This window comes from Streptomyces gossypii (assembly GCF_025165795.1).
In the GTDB taxonomy this organism is placed as follows: domain Bacteria; phylum Actinomycetota; class Actinomycetes; order Streptomycetales; family Streptomycetaceae; genus Streptomyces; species Streptomyces gossypii.
Genome location: NZ_JAJAGO010000022.1, coordinates 12,945 through 27,920 on the forward strand (window position 1 = coordinate 12,945; position 14,976 = coordinate 27,920).

At 72.9% G+C, this 14,976-nt stretch carries 8 protein-coding genes and 3 pseudogenes; 3 read left to right on the forward strand and 8 right to left on the reverse strand.

What is annotated here, in order from left to right:
- Positions 1 to 9: 9 nt before the first annotated feature.
- Complete coding sequence (locus tag LHJ74_RS32410) at positions 10 to 483, reverse strand: roadblock/LC7 domain-containing protein (protein WP_260221889.1); 474 nt, start codon at positions 481 to 483, stop codon at positions 10 to 12.
- A complete protein-coding gene (locus tag LHJ74_RS32415; protein ID WP_260221890.1) occupies positions 480 to 3,185 on the reverse strand; it encodes a nitrate- and nitrite sensing domain-containing protein in 2,706 nt (901 codons plus the stop codon). Before LHJ74_RS32415 ends, LHJ74_RS32410 begins: the two co-directional genes overlap by 4 nt.
- A 234-nt stretch (positions 3,186 to 3,419) precedes the next feature.
- Between LHJ74_RS32415 and LHJ74_RS32420 the strand changes: the two are divergent.
- Positions 3,420 to 3,755, forward strand: a pseudogene (locus LHJ74_RS32420) (hypothetical protein); the annotation flags it as partial.
- Here the strand turns inward: LHJ74_RS32420 and LHJ74_RS32425 are convergent.
- The 6 genes and pseudogenes from LHJ74_RS32425 to LHJ74_RS34300 form a co-directional block, all read right to left on the reverse strand.
- A complete protein-coding gene (locus LHJ74_RS32425; protein WP_260221891.1) occupies positions 3,703 to 8,478 on the reverse strand; it encodes a coiled-coil domain-containing protein in 4,776 nt (1,591 codons plus the stop codon). The pseudogene LHJ74_RS32420 and the gene LHJ74_RS32425 overlap by 53 nt on opposite strands.
- A 66-nt stretch (positions 8,479 to 8,544) precedes the next feature.
- Positions 8,545 to 9,387, reverse strand: a complete 843-nt coding sequence (locus LHJ74_RS32430; protein ID WP_260221892.1) for a hypothetical protein — start codon at positions 9,385 to 9,387, stop codon at positions 8,545 to 8,547.
- Positions 9,388 to 9,638: 251 nt separating this feature from the next.
- Positions 9,639 to 11,141: a hypothetical protein gene (locus LHJ74_RS32435; protein WP_260221893.1), complete on the reverse strand. Its 1,503-nt coding sequence runs from the start codon at positions 11,139 to 11,141 to the stop codon at positions 9,639 to 9,641.
- Positions 11,142 to 11,272: 131 nt separating this feature from the next.
- Positions 11,273 to 12,159: pseudogene (gene sigJ, locus LHJ74_RS32440) on the reverse strand (RNA polymerase sigma factor SigJ).
- Entirely contained in the window at positions 12,156 to 12,815 is a 660-nt protein-coding gene (locus tag LHJ74_RS32445; RefSeq protein WP_375546886.1) for a carboxymuconolactone decarboxylase family protein, read from the reverse strand. Before LHJ74_RS32445 ends, sigJ begins: the two are co-directional and overlap by 4 nt.
- Positions 12,788 to 12,940: pseudogene (locus tag LHJ74_RS34300) on the reverse strand (NF041680 family putative transposase); the annotation flags it as partial. The pseudogene LHJ74_RS34300 and the gene LHJ74_RS32445, both read right to left, overlap by 28 nt.
- Positions 12,941 to 13,131: 191 nt before the next feature.
- On the opposite strand from LHJ74_RS34300, the gene LHJ74_RS32450 reads away from it, so the two are divergent.
- Positions 13,132 to 13,959: an SDR family oxidoreductase gene (locus tag LHJ74_RS32450; RefSeq protein WP_260221894.1), complete on the forward strand. Its 828-nt coding sequence runs from the start codon at positions 13,132 to 13,134 to the stop codon at positions 13,957 to 13,959.
- Positions 13,960 to 14,102: 143 nt separating this feature from the next.
- Positions 14,103 to 14,924, forward strand: a complete 822-nt coding sequence (locus LHJ74_RS32455) for an SAM-dependent methyltransferase (RefSeq protein ID WP_260221895.1) — start codon at positions 14,103 to 14,105, stop codon at positions 14,922 to 14,924.
- Positions 14,925 to 14,976: the final 52 nt, after the last annotated feature.

Consider the following 14,976-nt stretch of genomic DNA (forward strand, 5'->3'; position numbering starts at 1 on the left):
CCCGTCCCGTCAGCTTCCGCCGGACAGGCCAGAGCGGGGAGCGGTGCTCAGATGTGCGCCGACCCGCTTGACCAGCAAGGTCATCTCGTAGGCGACCTGGCCGACATCGGAGTCGGCGTCGGCCAGCACGGCCAGACAGCTGCCGTCTCCGGCGGCGGTGACGAAGAGGAACGCCTGGTCCAGCTCCACCACCGTCTGACGGACACCTCCCGCCTCGAAGTGGTGCCCGACGCCCTTGGCCAGGCTGTGGAAGCCGGAAGCCACGGCGGCGAGATGCTCCCCGTCCTCGCGGGTCAGACCACGCGACGTGCCCTTGGGGAGTCCGTCGCCGGAGAGCACCAGGGCCCTGCGGATGCTGCCCACCCGCTGGACCAGTTCGTCCAGCAACCAGTTCAGCTCGCCCGCGCTGTCACCGGCGCCTGCGGCGGCTGGAGCCTCGGCACTCGACGCCGTGGCGTGTGCGGTGGCCTTCGATGCGGTCATCGGCCTTTCCCCTCAGGAGTTGTTCGTGGTGCTGTCTCTTCCGCTCCGTCTCCCGACGGGTCGTCATTCTGCCGCCTCCCGCGCTCCCAGCCGCGCTGCAGCGAGGCCATCCGGCTGCGCACCTCGTCCGCGTCGCGGTCGTCCGGCGCTGCCGGAGCCGGTCCGGAACCGGTGCCGGACGGGATCTCACCGGTGTCCGTCTCGTTCCTCAACTGCGGGGCGAGGCTGGCCTGGCGTACCCGGCGGGGCAGCCCGCCCACCGTGTCCGGGCCGTCGCGGGTGTCCGGACGGGACGTTACGGGGCCGGAGGCCGGAGTGGATACCGGAGAGGCCGGGCTTCGCTGCGGGCCCCGCTGCCGGTTCTCCTCCTCGCCCTGCTCCGAGGGGGCACCGGCGGAGCGCTCCGGCCGCCGCTTGCCCGCTCCGACGGGCCGGCCGTGGTCGGAGACCAGTACCGGCGCGCCGGGCCGGCGGCGCGGCAGCGGTGCCGGACCGCCGTCCGGTGCCTGGGGCGGAGCGGACTGCGCCTGGGGACGTGCCTGCCGTGGGGGGTCGGCGGGCGGTGCGGAGTCGGTGTGCCGGCGGCCGAAGGGGCCCCCGGAGCCGTTCTGGTCAGGGTCCCGGTCGGCCTCTCCCAACGGGGCCTCGAGTTCGACGGGACCATTCAGCATGGCACCGGGTTCGGTGCCGCTCTCCAGCCGCGCCAGCGGCAGCTGGGCGAGCACGGCGCGCCCGGCGTTGCCCGGGCCACCGTCCGCGCCCGTGTCGGCGCGCGACAGGGACCTGCGCTCCTCGTCGTCCCGCCCGGGAGTCTCGGTGAGGATCGATCCCGGGATCAGCACCACGGCGGTGGTGCCACCGTACGGAGAGGGCTGCAGCGAGACCCGTACGCCCTGCCGGAGCGCAAGCCGGGAGACGACGAAGAGGCCGAGCCGGTCAGTGTCGGAGAGTTCGAACTCCGGTGTCTCGGCGAGCCGGAGATTCGCGTCGAGAAGGGCGTCGGCGGCCATGCCGAGCCCACGGTCGTGGATCTCCAGGGTGAAGCCGTTGGAGACCCGCTCGCCCAGCACCTGTACCGCCGTGTGCGGCGGGGAGAAGACGGTGGCGTTCTCCAGGAGTTCGGCGATCAGATGGGTGAGGTCGGCGACGGCGCTGCCGTCCACGGCGAGCCGGGAGAGCCGCCGGACCTCGATCCGCTCGTAGTCCTCGACCTCGGCGACTGCCGCCCGTACGACATCCATCAGCTGCACGGGTTTGCGCCATTGGCGTGAGGGCGCGGCGCCGGAGAGGATCACCAGCCCCTCGGCGTGCCGCCGCATGCGGGTGGTGAGGTGGTCGAGCCGGAAGAGGTCGGCGAGTTCGTCGGTGTCCTCGGTGCGGCGCTCCATGGTGTCCAGCAGGCTGAGCTGGCGGTGCAGCAGCACCTGGTTGCGGCGGGCGAGGTTGACGAAGACCTCGGAGACCCCGCGCCTCATGTCGGCCTGTTTGACGGCCGCTTCGACGGCGGCCCGCTGCAGCGTGTTCAACGCGCGCCCGACCTCTCCCGCCTCGTCCGCCGGATAGTCCAGCCGCGGCGCCTCGGTCTCGATGTCGACCTGCTCGCCCGCCGCGAGCCGCCGCATCACGCTCGGCAGCCGTGAGCCCGCGGAGTCGCTCGCCTCCTTGCGGAGCCTGCTCAGATCCCGGATCAGCCCGCGCCCCACGCGGATGGAGATGACGAGCGAGGCGAGCACGGCGAGGAGTCCCAGGACGCCGAAGACGGAGGCCCGGATCAGCACGCTCATGGCCCGTGGGTCGACGTCGCCCTGATGGTGCTGCCGTGCCTCGCTGCCCATCCGCCGGATGTCGTCGAGGACGGCCGAGGTTGCCTCTTCCCAGCGCTCGCTGTTGACGACGCCCTCGGTGGCCCGGGGGCCCGCGGTGATGATGGCGTCCTCGTAGCTGCTGAGGGTGCGTCCGTCGGTGCCGTCCCAGTAGCTCTGGAAGGTCTCGCGGTGCTCAGGGGGCAGGAGCTGCAGATTGGTGCTCAGCGTGAGCTTGCGTTCGGCTATCCGGTCGGTGAAGGCGCGCTGGTCGCCTCTGGTCATCTCACCCGCGGCGAGTGCGGCGGCCATCAGTGCGTCCTCGCGCGAGAGGTACTCACCCGCCATCATGATCCCGACCAGGGCGCGGCCGTGGCGCTCCTGATCGGCTTCGTGCAGCCCGTGGAGCGAGGTGAGGAAGAGGTGACAGGGGTCGACGAGTTCGTTGTACGCCTGGAAGGCGCCGCCGCGCGAGAAGTTGTTCCGCTCCACCTTGTCGCGCGTCTCCTCCAGCCCCGACAGCGCCTCCACCAGTGCGTCAAGCCGCTTCCTGGATCCCGGCCCCAGATCGTCCCTGAGTCCGGAGTCGGCCGCCTCGTCCTTTATCGTGGCAACCGCACGGTCGGTGGCACGCCGCTGACTCTGCAGCTGGGACAGGGCGTCGGAACGCCGCGGGTCGGCGAGGTAGACGAGCGTCTTGCGGCGCTCAAGCTGAACGGCGTGGGCGATTGCCCCGACCGGACGGTCGACCCTGTCCATGACCTTCGCGGCCGTCAGTTTGTCGACCGCTTCACGGCTGGTGATGTAGGTGGCGAATGCCCAGATGGACACGAGGGACACCAGCGGCACCAGCAGCAGCGCCACGATCTTCCGGCGGATCGGCTTCCCGCGAAAGCGCATGGCCTCCCCCACGTCAACCCCTCCGCTCGGAGGCGTATTTCGACAGCAAACGGCGCGAGCCTACTACTGCGGGACGGTCGACTCGCGATGTGTCCCCACCTTCAACCGGTGGTCCAGGGTGCCTCATCCTGAGTTGTCCGTCGATGCCCCGAGACACCTTCGGTGAATGTGGCACAAGACACGCGCGAAGAAGGTTATGCATGTCAGAGCGCGTGAAGGGGGAGTGAAAAAATCATGTACGCCAAGCCTCGGCTGCCGGATCCGGTCCGGGCGGCGGCCGTGCGTGCCGTCATAGCCGTCGCACTCACCCTGGTGCTGTTGATGGTCGCCGTACTCTGCTCGCTCGCCGAAGTCTGGCTGGCCTTCCCGATGGTGCTGGGCACCCTCGCCGGCACGGTGGTGGCGACGTGGTGCGTACTGGATGTGTGGGTGACCCGGCAGGTGTGGGTGCAGCGGCACGGAGTGGTCTCCGAACCGAGCAGCGTGGCCCGGCCGCGGCCGGGCCGGGGGCATCCGGTCAACGCGGCTCCACCGGGCCCCGCTGCGAAGCGGCGCGCCGCGCGGGGCCGTCCTGGGCGGGAACACTACTCTGCGGGGGAACGCTCGGCTGGGGGGCGCTCGGCTCCTCGGGGCGGCGGTACATCCGCGTCGCGGTGATCTCTCCGTGCACCGGCTCGCCGTCCGTCTCCGGTACCGGCAGGCCGGGGCGCAGGTGCTCCTCAACGCTGATGTACTTCAGGCCCGCCCGCAGGTCGGCGTCGTTGCGCAGCCGGATGACGAGCGGGAACTCGGCCAGCGCCGTGGTGTCGAACAAGCCGGTGGTGTAGAGCAGCTGCACGCCCAGCGCGTCGGCGACCGCGCGCTGGAGCTCCAGCAGGTAGGTCGCGTTGGCGCGCCCGATGGGGTTGTCCAGGAAGAGTGTGCCCGCGTGCCGGTGCCGGTCGTGGCCACGGTCGTTGCTGCGCAGTGCCGCCATCGTGCAGTACAACGCGATGGCCGCGGTGAGCAGTTGGCCGCCCGAGAAGACATCCCCCATCTGACCGACGGGCACGCGCTCGGCCCGCAGCACGGCGTCGGGCTTGAGGATCTCCACGGACACGCCGCGCGGCTGGAGTGCCGCGCCCACCCCGCGCAGCAGCAGCGACATGCCGTCACGGCGCAGATCGCTGTTCTTGCGGACGGCAGAGCGGGTCGCCTCGTCGATGACCTCGCCCAGCCGCTCGGTGAGGGTGGCCTGGTCGGGCTCCTCGAACCGGATCCGCACGAACTCCTGCCCGGACCACTCCCCCAGTCCCTCGGGCAGCCGGGAGAGCCGCTGGGCGGCGCGCAGCGTCGCGGTGGAGGACTCGACGAGGCCGCGCAGCCGGTCCACGATGCTGTCGCGGTTCCGCTCCAGCTGCTCCAGCTCGTCGGTGAGGACCCGGAGCCTGGGCGCGAACGCCTCGGCCCACGCGCCGGCGTGCTCCGGCAGGGCGGCGGCGGGAAGTTCACGGATCTGCTGCCGGGCGGGCGTACGCACCTGCTCGTACCGGGTGGCGTTCGCATGCCGTACCAGGACGTCGCTCGCCTCCCGTACGGCCTGCTCGGCGGCGGTGAGGTCGGCGGCGCAGCCACGCAGGGAGCGGCGGGACTCGGCGGCGGCCCGCCCGGCTTCCCCGGCGCTGCCCGGGTAGGGCTCGGGGGATTCCGTCTCCGCGGCGGAGTGTTGGGGCTCGCGCAGGAGGTCGCTGAGCAGGGCGGCGGTGTCCTCGAAGGCGCCCGCGGCCTCGCCTGCCGCGTGATGGGCCTGCCGGAGGCCGTCGCGGGCCTCCCGCGCGGATTCCAGCTCGGCGCGGCGGGCGGCCAGTTCGGCGTTGGCGGTGCGCAGCAGGGTCTGGGCCTGCTCGGCGTCGGCGGGGACGAGCTCCGGGGGCAGGTCGGTGTGCGCCGCGTCCGCCGGGGCGAGGCGTTCGGCCTCGCCACGCAGCCTGCCGAGCTGCTCGCTGGCGGCTGAGGCGCGGGTCTCCAGCATCTGTACCAGCGCCTCGGACCGGGACGCGGCGGCCTGACGGGAGGGGCCGTCGGCGCCCTCGGGACCCTCCAGAAGCTGGGCGGCGCGGGTGCGGACCTTGTTGGTGAGCCGGTCGAGGGTGGCGAGGGCGGCGCTCTCATCGCTCTCGGCACGGGCCTGTTCGGCACGCAGGTCCGCTCCGACGCCGACCTTCTCGTACAGCTGTGAGGCGGAGCGGTATGCCTCCCTCAGGTCGGGCAGCGAGGCGGACGGCGACGCGCCGGGGTCTGCGGTGCCGGGGCCTGCACTGCCGGGGTCTGCGGTGCCGGGGCCTGCACTGCCGGGGTCTGCGGTGCCGGTGCTGTCGGTGGTGCCCGCGCCGTCGGGTACGCCCGCGATCTCGGCACGTTCGGCGCGCAGCGCCCGCGCGGTGCGGCGGGCGTCATCGGCGGCGCGCTGCGCGGCACGGCGGTCCTCGTCGGCCGCGCGGGCCCGCTCCAGGCAGGCGGCGGCGCGTGCTTCGGGGACGGCCCGCTCGTCCGCCAGCTCACGGAGCCGGGCCTGCCAGCCGGCCCGCTCCCGCAGCCGGAAGGCGAGACCCGCCAGCGCGTCGGCGGAGCGAGTCGCGTGGCGGGCGCGTTCCTGCCGCTCGTCGCGCACCTCGGCCGTCTCGGCCGCCGCCTGCCGCGCCTCCTCGAAGGCGGTGCGCGCCTCGGCGAGCGACTCCTCGGCTTCGACGGCGGCGCTGCTCGCGCGCTCGGCGGTGGCGGCCAGCTCGCCCAGCCGCCCGGGTGGGCAGCCGGTGCGCCAGGAGGCCAGCCGGGCAGCCAGCGTACGGTCGTCGGCAAGCCGGACGGCCAGGGCGCGGATCTCCTCGTCCCGGTCGAGGGCGCGCCGGCGCAGCTGGTGCCGCTCCTCGTCGGCGGCCCGCTCGTCGTGCATTGCCGGGTTCGGCGGTACGAGGAAGACCGCACGCTCCTCGGTGCCGGGGGCGGGGGTGGGAGCGAGCAGGGCGGCGGCGGTGCCCACGGCGACGGCGGAGCGCGGCAGCAGCGCCGCCGCGCCCAGCACTTCGCGTGCCCGCTGGTGGCTGGCGGGGTCGGTGATGACGACGCCGTCGACGAGTTCGGGGCGTGCCGCGAGCATGGCGGAGTGGTCGGCGGGGTCGACGGCCTGCGCCAGATAGCGCCAGCCGGGAAGGGCCGGGATGCCGTGCTCGCCGAGGTACTCGACGGTCGCCAGCACATCGGGGCCGGGCGGCAGCAGCCCGCCGTCGCCGAGGGCGCCGAGCATCCGCGAATCGTCGGCGGCGGCGGTACGGAGGGTGAACAGCCGCCGCTCCGAGGTGGCGACCGAGTCGTCGAGCAGGGTGCGCAGTTCGTCCGCGTAACCGTCCAGCTCCTCGGCGGTCAGGGCCCGTTCGGCGGACGCGTCCCCGGTGGCCTCCGGCGCGGACGCGTGCGGCAGGCCGAGCAGTTCGGCCAGCCGCAGTTCGGCGCCGAGGGCGCAGGCGGCGCCGTGCTCCGCCGCGTACGCCGACCTTGCCGCCTCGGCCGCGTCCGCCGCGCGGGCGGCGCTCAGTTCCGCACGGGAGTGTTCGGCACCGGCCTCCTGTGCCTGGTCGGCCGCGCGGCGGGCCGCCTCGCGGGCGGTGTCCCAGGCGGCGGCCGCGCTCTTCTCCGCATCGCCCGCGGCGAGAGCCGCACGGGCCGGGTCGGCGTCCAGGGCGGTCGCGTCCAGCCAGCCGGCCCGTACCGCCTCGGCCGTCTCCTGCTCGACCTCAGCCAGGCGCTCCCGCAGGTGATCACCCTCGCTGCGGGCGCGCTGCGCCTCGGTCGCGGCGGCGGTGGCGTCCCGGTGCGCCTCCTCGCTCCGGGCCTGGAGCACTGCCGAGTGCTCCTCCTGCTCGGCCGCGGCGCGTTCGCCCTCGGCGGCGGCGGTGTGCAGGGCCCGCACCAGTGCGGCGGCGGCCTCGGCGCGGGCGGCGAGCGCGGGCGCGGCGTCGCGCTCGGCCTCCCGGATGGCCGCCGCGACCCGGGCGGCGCGGTCGGTGGCGGCGCGGTGCCGGAGCACCGTCTCCGCGGTCTGCCATGCGGAATGCAGTGTGCGGGCCTCGATCAGCTCGCGGCGCTGCCCGGCGGCGGCCTTCTCGGCGGCGGCCAGGGCAAGCGACGCGTGCCGGTAGGCGAGTTCGGCGGCGACAAGGGCGGCACGGGAGCGCGATTCGTCGGCGGCGGCCACCGCGCCGTCGGCGGTGGCGAGCTGCTCGGCGAGCTCGGCGGCACGCTCGCGCTCCTGGGCGCCGCGTGCGCCCAGGCGACGGGCGAGGGTGCGGGTGCGGCGCTCGGCACCGGCGTGTATGTCGCGGGTGCGGGCGCGGGAGTCGGCCGCCTCGGTGATCCGGAGGAGCAGGTCGAGGGAGCCCGCGGTGAAGTCGCGTTCGGCGGTGAGTTCGAAGCGGCGTCCGAGCTTGTGCGCGAAGCCGTGCACAAGGTCGGCGAGGCCGTCGGTGTCCCGGGTGTCGGTGACGGCGCGCAGCAGAAGGTCGGTGAAGTCGGAGTCGTTCTTCACCGCGAAGAGGCCGGCGGCCTCGCCCTCGTCAGCGTTCATCTCGCGCTGGTAGCGGAAGAGTTCGGGGTCGAGACCGAGGCCGGTGAGGTGTTCGTTCCACCGCTCCTGGATCTCCTCCCAGTGGACGTCGAGGTTGGGGTACGCCTTCCCCGTCTCGGTCAGGACGTCGCGGAAGCCCTTCATGGTGCGGCGGCGGCCACGAGCCGCCGAAGCGCCCTCGACCGCGGGGCGCAGCGCCGCGGATTCGGCGACGGGCAGCGAGTCGAGGCTCATCCCGGGGCCCGGCCGGAAGGCGTACCACGCCTCGGCGAACTTCCGCGGATCGCCCGAGACCTGGCGCCCGCGCCACTCACTCACCTTGCCGACGACCACTGTCTCGCCGGTGCGGGTGTGCTGCCATTCGAGCGCGACATGCCCGCAGTCGTCGGCGAGCAGGAACTTGCGCAGCACGCCGGAGCTGGCACCGCCGAGGGTGTTGCGGTGGCCGGGCAGCATGACGGAGAAGATCAGCTTGAGGAGTACGGACTTGCCGCCGCCGTTCTCCAGGAACAGCACTCCGGCGGGGGCCGGGCGCCGGGGCGGGCCCGTGGCCTCCTCCTCGAAGAAGTCCGCCTGGGTGGGCGCCGGGCTGGGCACCGGCTCGCCGACCCCGCGCAGGTCCAGCACGGTGTCGGCGTAGCGCGCACCTGCGGGCCCGATGGAGTAGAGGCGGATCCGGGACAGCTCGTACATGGCGGGGGACTCTCGTTCGGCTCTCGTCGCGTGGGGAGGGGATGGGGATGGGGCGGATGGGAGCGGTCAGGCGCCGCCGCTCTCGTGGAAGGGCAGCCCGGCGTCCGCGGCCAGTTCCAGGCCGTCGGTGCCGTCCGGCGGGAGCAGGCTCGCGCTGCCGTCGCTGACGGGCACGATGCCGAGCTCCAGGAGTTCGGCCATGGCCGCGCTCCCCGCGGTGTCGCGCACCTGGAGCTGGTAGCGGGCGGTGGTGCGGTAGGTGCCGCCCGAGTCGTCTCCGGTGCGCTGCAGGAAGCCGGAATCGGCGAGGAAGGCGACGGCTTTCGCGATGATGCCGGTCGTCGAACCGGCCAGCCGCCGCGCGTCCTTGGTCGCGCCGGTGGCACTGCGCCGTGCGTAGACCCGCCAGGAGGCTTCCAGGCCGGGGCTGTCGCTGGCCGGGTCGGTGTTCTCGCCCTGCTCCTGGGCGCGTTCCTCCAGCCGCCGGCACGCCTGCCGTACGAAGGCGTCAACGCCGTTGACGCTGATCCTGCCGATGTACCCGTCGTCGGCGAGGTCCGCGGGCCGGGGGAAGGCCATGGCGGCGACCGCGAGGTGTGCGAGGCCGTGCAGGAAGCGGTCCGCCGAATCGGCGGTGGCGCGGCGGGCGTAGTCGCCCATGCGGACGGCGAAGACGGAGTCCTCGGCGGCGGCCACGGCCATCCCGGCGCGGGCCGACACCTCCAGGACCACCAGGCCGAGGCCGGTGGCGACGGCGTCCGCGAGGCGGGCGAAGGCGGGCTCCTCGCGGTAGCGGCGCAGCAGTTCGCCGTACTCGGCGTCGCGGGCGGGGAGCAGCTTGGGGTGCAGTCCGAAGGAGACGAGGCGTGCGGCGCCCGCAGTGTCGGCATCGAGGGCGTAGTCGGTCACGGTGCTTCAGCTTTCCCGTCCGGTGTGCGTGTGTGCTTGCGTGCGGGTGGGTTGCCCCAGTCCCGCCCCTTCCCGAATCCGGGGCTCCGCCCCGGCCCCCGGCCCCGCGGCCGGGGCGCGCGCCTCCGGCCGCGCCGCACCGTGCTCCGGGGCAGCGTGGCGGCCCCGGACCGCTGGCGCCTCCGGAGCCCTGGGCCCGTCCGGACGGACGGGCCCAGCAGACCGCCAGGCCGGGACGCCGGGGGCGGGTGTCATGCCGCCTCCGTGCGGTCCGCTGCCATGCCCGCCGCGTCCAGCATCGCCGTACCGACGATGAGGTCGGCGCCGCCGAACTCCGGATCGTCCAGCTCGGTGCCGTCGTCCACGCCGAACAGGAGCCGGCGCTCACCCTGCCGGTAGGCGGTACCCACCGGCGGGCTCGCGGCGTGCACCGCCAGCAGCGCGACCAGGTACGGCAGCTCGGCGTCGCGTCTGCGGGCGTCGGCGAGCAGCCCGGACAGCCTGCGCGGGGCGTCGGCGGGAAGGTCCAGCAGCTCCCTCGCCGCGTCCAGCTGTCCGGTGCTGAAGCGGCTGTCGTCCGGGGTGGCGATGAGGTCCGGCTCGGGCATCTCGGCGCCGAGGTGCTCGCGCGGCGCGGGCGGCGTCAGCAGCAGGTCGATCAGATCGCCGAGGCGGACGGCGCCCGGCGTGCGCAGACCGGCGCCGTGTGCGAAGAAGGCGTCGGTCACCCTGCCGGCCTGCTCGACCGCGAGCGGGAGCAGCGGCGCGACGAGCTGCCCGTAGAGGTCCAGCCCGGCGTGGGCCGTCGCCGGGGCGAAGGCCTGGCGGTCCTGCTCGGCACGGAAGAGGGGCCCGGCCTCCAGCAGCCGGGACTGGAGCTGGGTGTGGCGGCGGATGCAGTCCTTGACTATGTCGACAAGCTCCGCGGCCCGGCGCTTGTGGTCCGCTTCCTCCGCCTCGTCCCTCGCCCGGCGGATGTTGGTGAGGATGGCGTTCTCGTGCCGGTAGCGGTCGGCTACGTGGTCCAGAGCCTCGGTGATCATGTCGGGCACGGTGCGCAGCCAGTCCACCGCGCGGACGTTGCGCCGGGTCGCCTCCAGGGTGCGGCGCAGGGTCTCCGCGTACTGCACCGTCCGGTAGCGGGCCTGCTCGGCGGCGAGCTGGGCGTCGGCGAGGCGGCCGCGGCTGATGAGCACTTCGAGTTTGACCTCGGCGGCGATCTGCGCGCTGGTGACATCGGTGTCGAGTGCGCCCACCAGCACGTTGACGGCCTCGTCGGTGGTACGCAGACAGACGACGCCGCCGGGCCCGTGCACCTCTTCCACGAGCTTGAAGTCGTAGTCGCGCCGGACATACGCGCCGTCGGGGGTGAAAGTGCCGTAGACCGCGCGGAAGCCGCGGTCCACACTGCCGACGTTGATCAGGTTCTCCAGCACCCAGCGGGCGACGCGCTCGTGCTCGGCCGCGCTCCGCTGCGGGCCCTGGGCTGCGATGCGGGGCATCAGCCGGGCCACCACCTGATCGTGGTCCGCGCCGGTGTCGAAGTCCATGTTCAGCGTGATGAGATCGATGGCGGCGAGGGCGACCTCGGCCATCGCATATCTGCCGTACTCCCCCGCGAGGTTGGCCTTGCGCACGTCGAGGTCGTGCAGCGGGGCGGTGCAGGCCAGCGCGCGCAGCCGACGCGCCAGCCCCTCGTCGGCTGCGGGGCCGGGGGCCGGGGTCGGGATGATCGCTGGGGCATGCTCAGTCACGACGGACACATTAGGCGGTCGCACTGACAACAGCCGAAACCGCACGGTAGCGGTAACCTGCGCCCCCGCCCTGCCCGGGTGTTCCGGGTGGCTTCCACCCGGAACACCCAGGATGCCGGAGCGGCGGTGGTCTACCTGGCGAGCTCGGCCGGCTCGTCCAGCCGCGTCAGTTTCCGCGGGTTTCTCATCACGTAGACCCGGGTGACCTGCCCGTTCTCCACCAGAAGGCTCACCGCGCCCAGCTCTCCATCGAGCTCGACCCGGCCCGCAGGAGCGCCGTTGAGCCACACTGCCGTCATCTCGAACCCGGCCGCCGTCTGGTTCGCGCGCGCGAGCACAACCGCCACCTGTGCGGCCCCGTGGACCGGAGCCAGAGCGGCGGCAGCCAGCCCGCCACCATCGGCGGTCAGGACCACATCCGGTGCCATGACGTCCAGCAGATCCTGCGGCCGGCCGGTGCGCAACGCGGCCAGGAACCGTTCCACCACGGCCTGCTGCTCCGGCCGGCTCACCTTCACCCGCGGCCGCCGGGCCGCCGGGCCGCCACATGCTCGCGTGCCCGGCGCGCGATCCGCCGCACCGTGGCCGCGGACTTCCCGATGACCTCGGCGATCTCGCCATACGGCACCTCGAAGACCTCGCGGAGCACGAACACCGCCCGCTCCGTCGGCCCTAGCGTTTCCAGCACGGTCAGCATCGCGATCGAGACGCTTTCCGCGAGTTCGACGTCCTCGGCGACATCCGGGCTGGTCAGCAGCGGTTCCGGCAGCCACTCACCCACGTATTCCTCGCGGCGGCGCGACAACGTCCGCAGACGGTTGAGCGCTTGCCGGGTGACGACCCGGATGAGGTACGCCCGCGGGTCACGCACCTGCGACCGGTCGACGTCCGCCCACCGCAGCCAGGACTCCTGCAGCACATCCTCCGAGTCGGCCGCCGACCCCAGCATCTCGTAGGCGACCGTGAGCAGCAGCGGGCGATGGGTGACGAAGGGGTCGTCGGTCGTGCCGTCGCTCATGCCGTCGACGCTGCGCCGGAATGCGCCGGACGCCCGGCCAGCGGAACCTCGCACGCGGCGGAGAAGCCCTGCGACTCGATCCCGAGCGCCGTGTTGCTCCGTGTCGCGAAGTTGGCAAAGGCGATGAACACGGTGAGTTCGACCATCGCCGCCGCGCCGAGCCGGTCGAGCAGGCGCGCCGACAGCTCGTCGGTGACGGTCGGCGGCGTGTTCGTCATGGCCTCGGCGTACTCCAGCACGTCCCGCTCCAGTGGTGTGAAGACCTCCGACTCCCGCCAGCGCAGCACCTGGCTCGCTTTGGCGAGGTCCAAGTGCTGGTTCTGCGCCAGGAAGTAGCCGATGTCGAGGCACCAGCTGCAGCCGACCTGCGCCGCGACGGCCATGTGCGCGAACGACTTGAGGCTCGCGTCGGCCGCGTTCCTCGACGACACCAGCGAGTGGGAGGAATTCCCCGGAGTCACCCACGCCACCCGCCACTTCGACGGCGGTGCCAGCTTCGACGAGATCGTCTTCCCGACGACGGGCTCGGCGGGGCTCACCCTCCGGCTGTACGACCCCGCGCGCGAGGAGTGGTCCCTGTACTGGTCCAGCAGTCGCACCGGCACACTCTTGTCTGTTCCGCCGGGTGCGGTGAACTCGGTGGTGGAACTGCACACAACACCGCATCCGCCAGCTCGAACAGCTCGTCTCCTCGCACGGTCGGACACGCATACAACTCGTCCCGAAAGCGTGACGCTTCCGCGAACGCTTCCCCCACGCCAGCTTCAGGCAGCAGGCTCACCCTCACGGCCTTCGTCTGGTCAGCGCACCTTGGTCGCAGCACATGGTCAGACGAAGGCCGCCTCCGTATCCGGCGAATGCCCAGGTGAGCGGCTTCGTTCGAGGGGCATTTCGGCCCGGTGTCCCGACGGTGAAGTTGGAGCGGCCTCATCGGAGTTGGAGCGGCGCGAGGATCACCTACTGTGTCGCGTCATGACGATCCTGATCATCGGCGGTAGCGGTTTCCTGGGCACTGAGCTGGTCCGCCAGGCGGTAGCGGCCGGGCACGCGACGGCCGCGACCTACACGACCAGGCCCGGCAGCACTCCGGAGGTCACATGGCACGCCCTCGACCTGCGGGAACCCGAGCACGTGGAAGCAGTCCTCGCTGAGGTCGCCCCGCGCCTCGTCCTCAACTCGACGAGCGGCAAATCCGACTGGGCGGTCACGGCCGAAGGCCCTGTCCGCCTGGCGATGGCTGCGGCGAAGTACGGCTGCCGTCTGGTCCATGTATCCAGCGACGCGGTGTTCTCCGGCGCCCGCGTCCACTACGACGAATCCTGCCTCCCCGACCCTGTCACCCCCTACGGCGCGGCGAAGGCCGCAGCGGAGACAGGGATTCACCTCGCGCACCCGGATGCCGTCATCGCTCGCACCTCGCTGATCATCGGCGACCGGCAGTCCGTGCACGTACTCGCGGTGCACGAGCTCGCGGCCGGTACCCGAAACGGCGTCCTGTTCACCGACGACATCCGCTGCCCCGTCCATGTCGCCGACCTGGCCGCCGCCCTGCTGGAACTCGCATCCGGCGAGGCGACCGGGGTACACCATCTGGCAGGAGCCCACGCCGTGAGCCGTCACGAACTCGGAACCCTCATCGCCAGGCGCGACGGGCTCGACGCCTCCCGACTGCCCGCGGGCCTGCGGGCCAACAGCGCGCTTCCCGGGGCGCTCGACGTCCGACTCGACAGCCGCGCCACCCAGCACAAGCTGCACACCACGTTGCGCGGCGCCCGCCAGTTCCTCGCCATGGGAGGTTGAGCGCCTCCTCAAAGCGGCGCGCTCGACCACGCCCCAACTGCGATGGAACAGGACACCCAAGGTCAGAGGACAAGCTGAGCAGGGGCTGTTCGGGCTAGGTTGGGGCCAGCAAAGACACCGACGCACGGCAGGAGCATCTCCCCATGCCACAAGACTCACCAGTTCCGGGCGCCGCCGCTCCCCCCGGGGTCGACACCTCCGTGTCGCATGTGGCGCGGATCTGGAACTACTGGCTGGGCGGCAAGGACAACTACCAGGCCGACCGCGAGGTGGGCGACCAGATCAAGGAGATCCTGCCGGACGTGCCACGCCTGGCGCTGGCCTCCCGGCACTTCCTGCACCGCGCCCTGCATCATCTGGCGGGCGAGGAGGGCGTCCGCCAGTTCCTCGACGTGGGCACCGGCCTGCCGACCGTGGACAACACGCACCAGGTGGCACAGCGGATCGCCCCCGAGTCGCGGATCGTCTACGTCGACAACGACCCGCTGGTGCTGGCGCACGCCCACGCGCTGCTGACCAGCACTCCGCAGGGGGCCACCGACTACATCGACGCCGACCTGCGCGATCCGGACGCGATCCTCGCGCAGGCGGCGAAGACGCTGGATCTCACCCAGCCGGTCGCCCTGCTGCTGATGGGCATCGTGGAGTTCGTCACCGACGACGAGGAGGCCTACGACGTCGTGGGCCGTCTGATGGCCGGTCTCCCTCCGGGCAGCTGGATGGTCATGTACGACGGCACGAACGTCATCCACCGTGAGCGGTCGGACCAGATCGTCGCGCTGTGGAACTCCTCCGGATCCGCCCCGCTGGTCCTGCGGACCCCCGAGCAGATCGGCGCCTTCTTCGAGGGCATGGAGGTGGTGGACCCCGGCGTGGTCTCCTGCACCCGCTGGCGCCCGGAGTCCGGCCCGTGGGGCGAACCGGAAGAGGTGGACGCGTTCTGCGCCGTGGGCCGCAAGCGGTAGCGCTCTGCGGGGCGGGCGGAGGGCGGCGGCCGGGCGGCCGCCCCCTTCGCCG

Bases quoted from the DNA above. Each gene is read 5' to 3' on its own strand.
- LHJ74_RS32425 (WP_260221891.1), bottom strand. From the start codon at position 8,478: ATGTACGAGCTGTCCCGGATCCGCCTCTACTCCATCGGGCCCGCAGGT.
- LHJ74_RS32450 (WP_260221894.1), top strand. From the start codon at position 13,132: ATGACGATCCTGATCATCGGCGGTAGCGGTTTCCTGGGCACTGAGCTG.
- LHJ74_RS32455 (WP_260221895.1), top strand. From the start codon at position 14,103: ATGCCACAAGACTCACCAGTTCCGGGCGCCGCCGCTCCCCCCGGGGTC.
- LHJ74_RS32410 (WP_260221889.1), bottom strand. From the start codon at position 483: ATGACCGCATCGAAGGCCACCGCACACGCCACGGCGTCGAGTGCCGAG.
- LHJ74_RS32415 (WP_260221890.1), bottom strand. From the start codon at position 3,185: ATGCGCTTTCGCGGGAAGCCGATCCGCCGGAAGATCGTGGCGCTGCTG.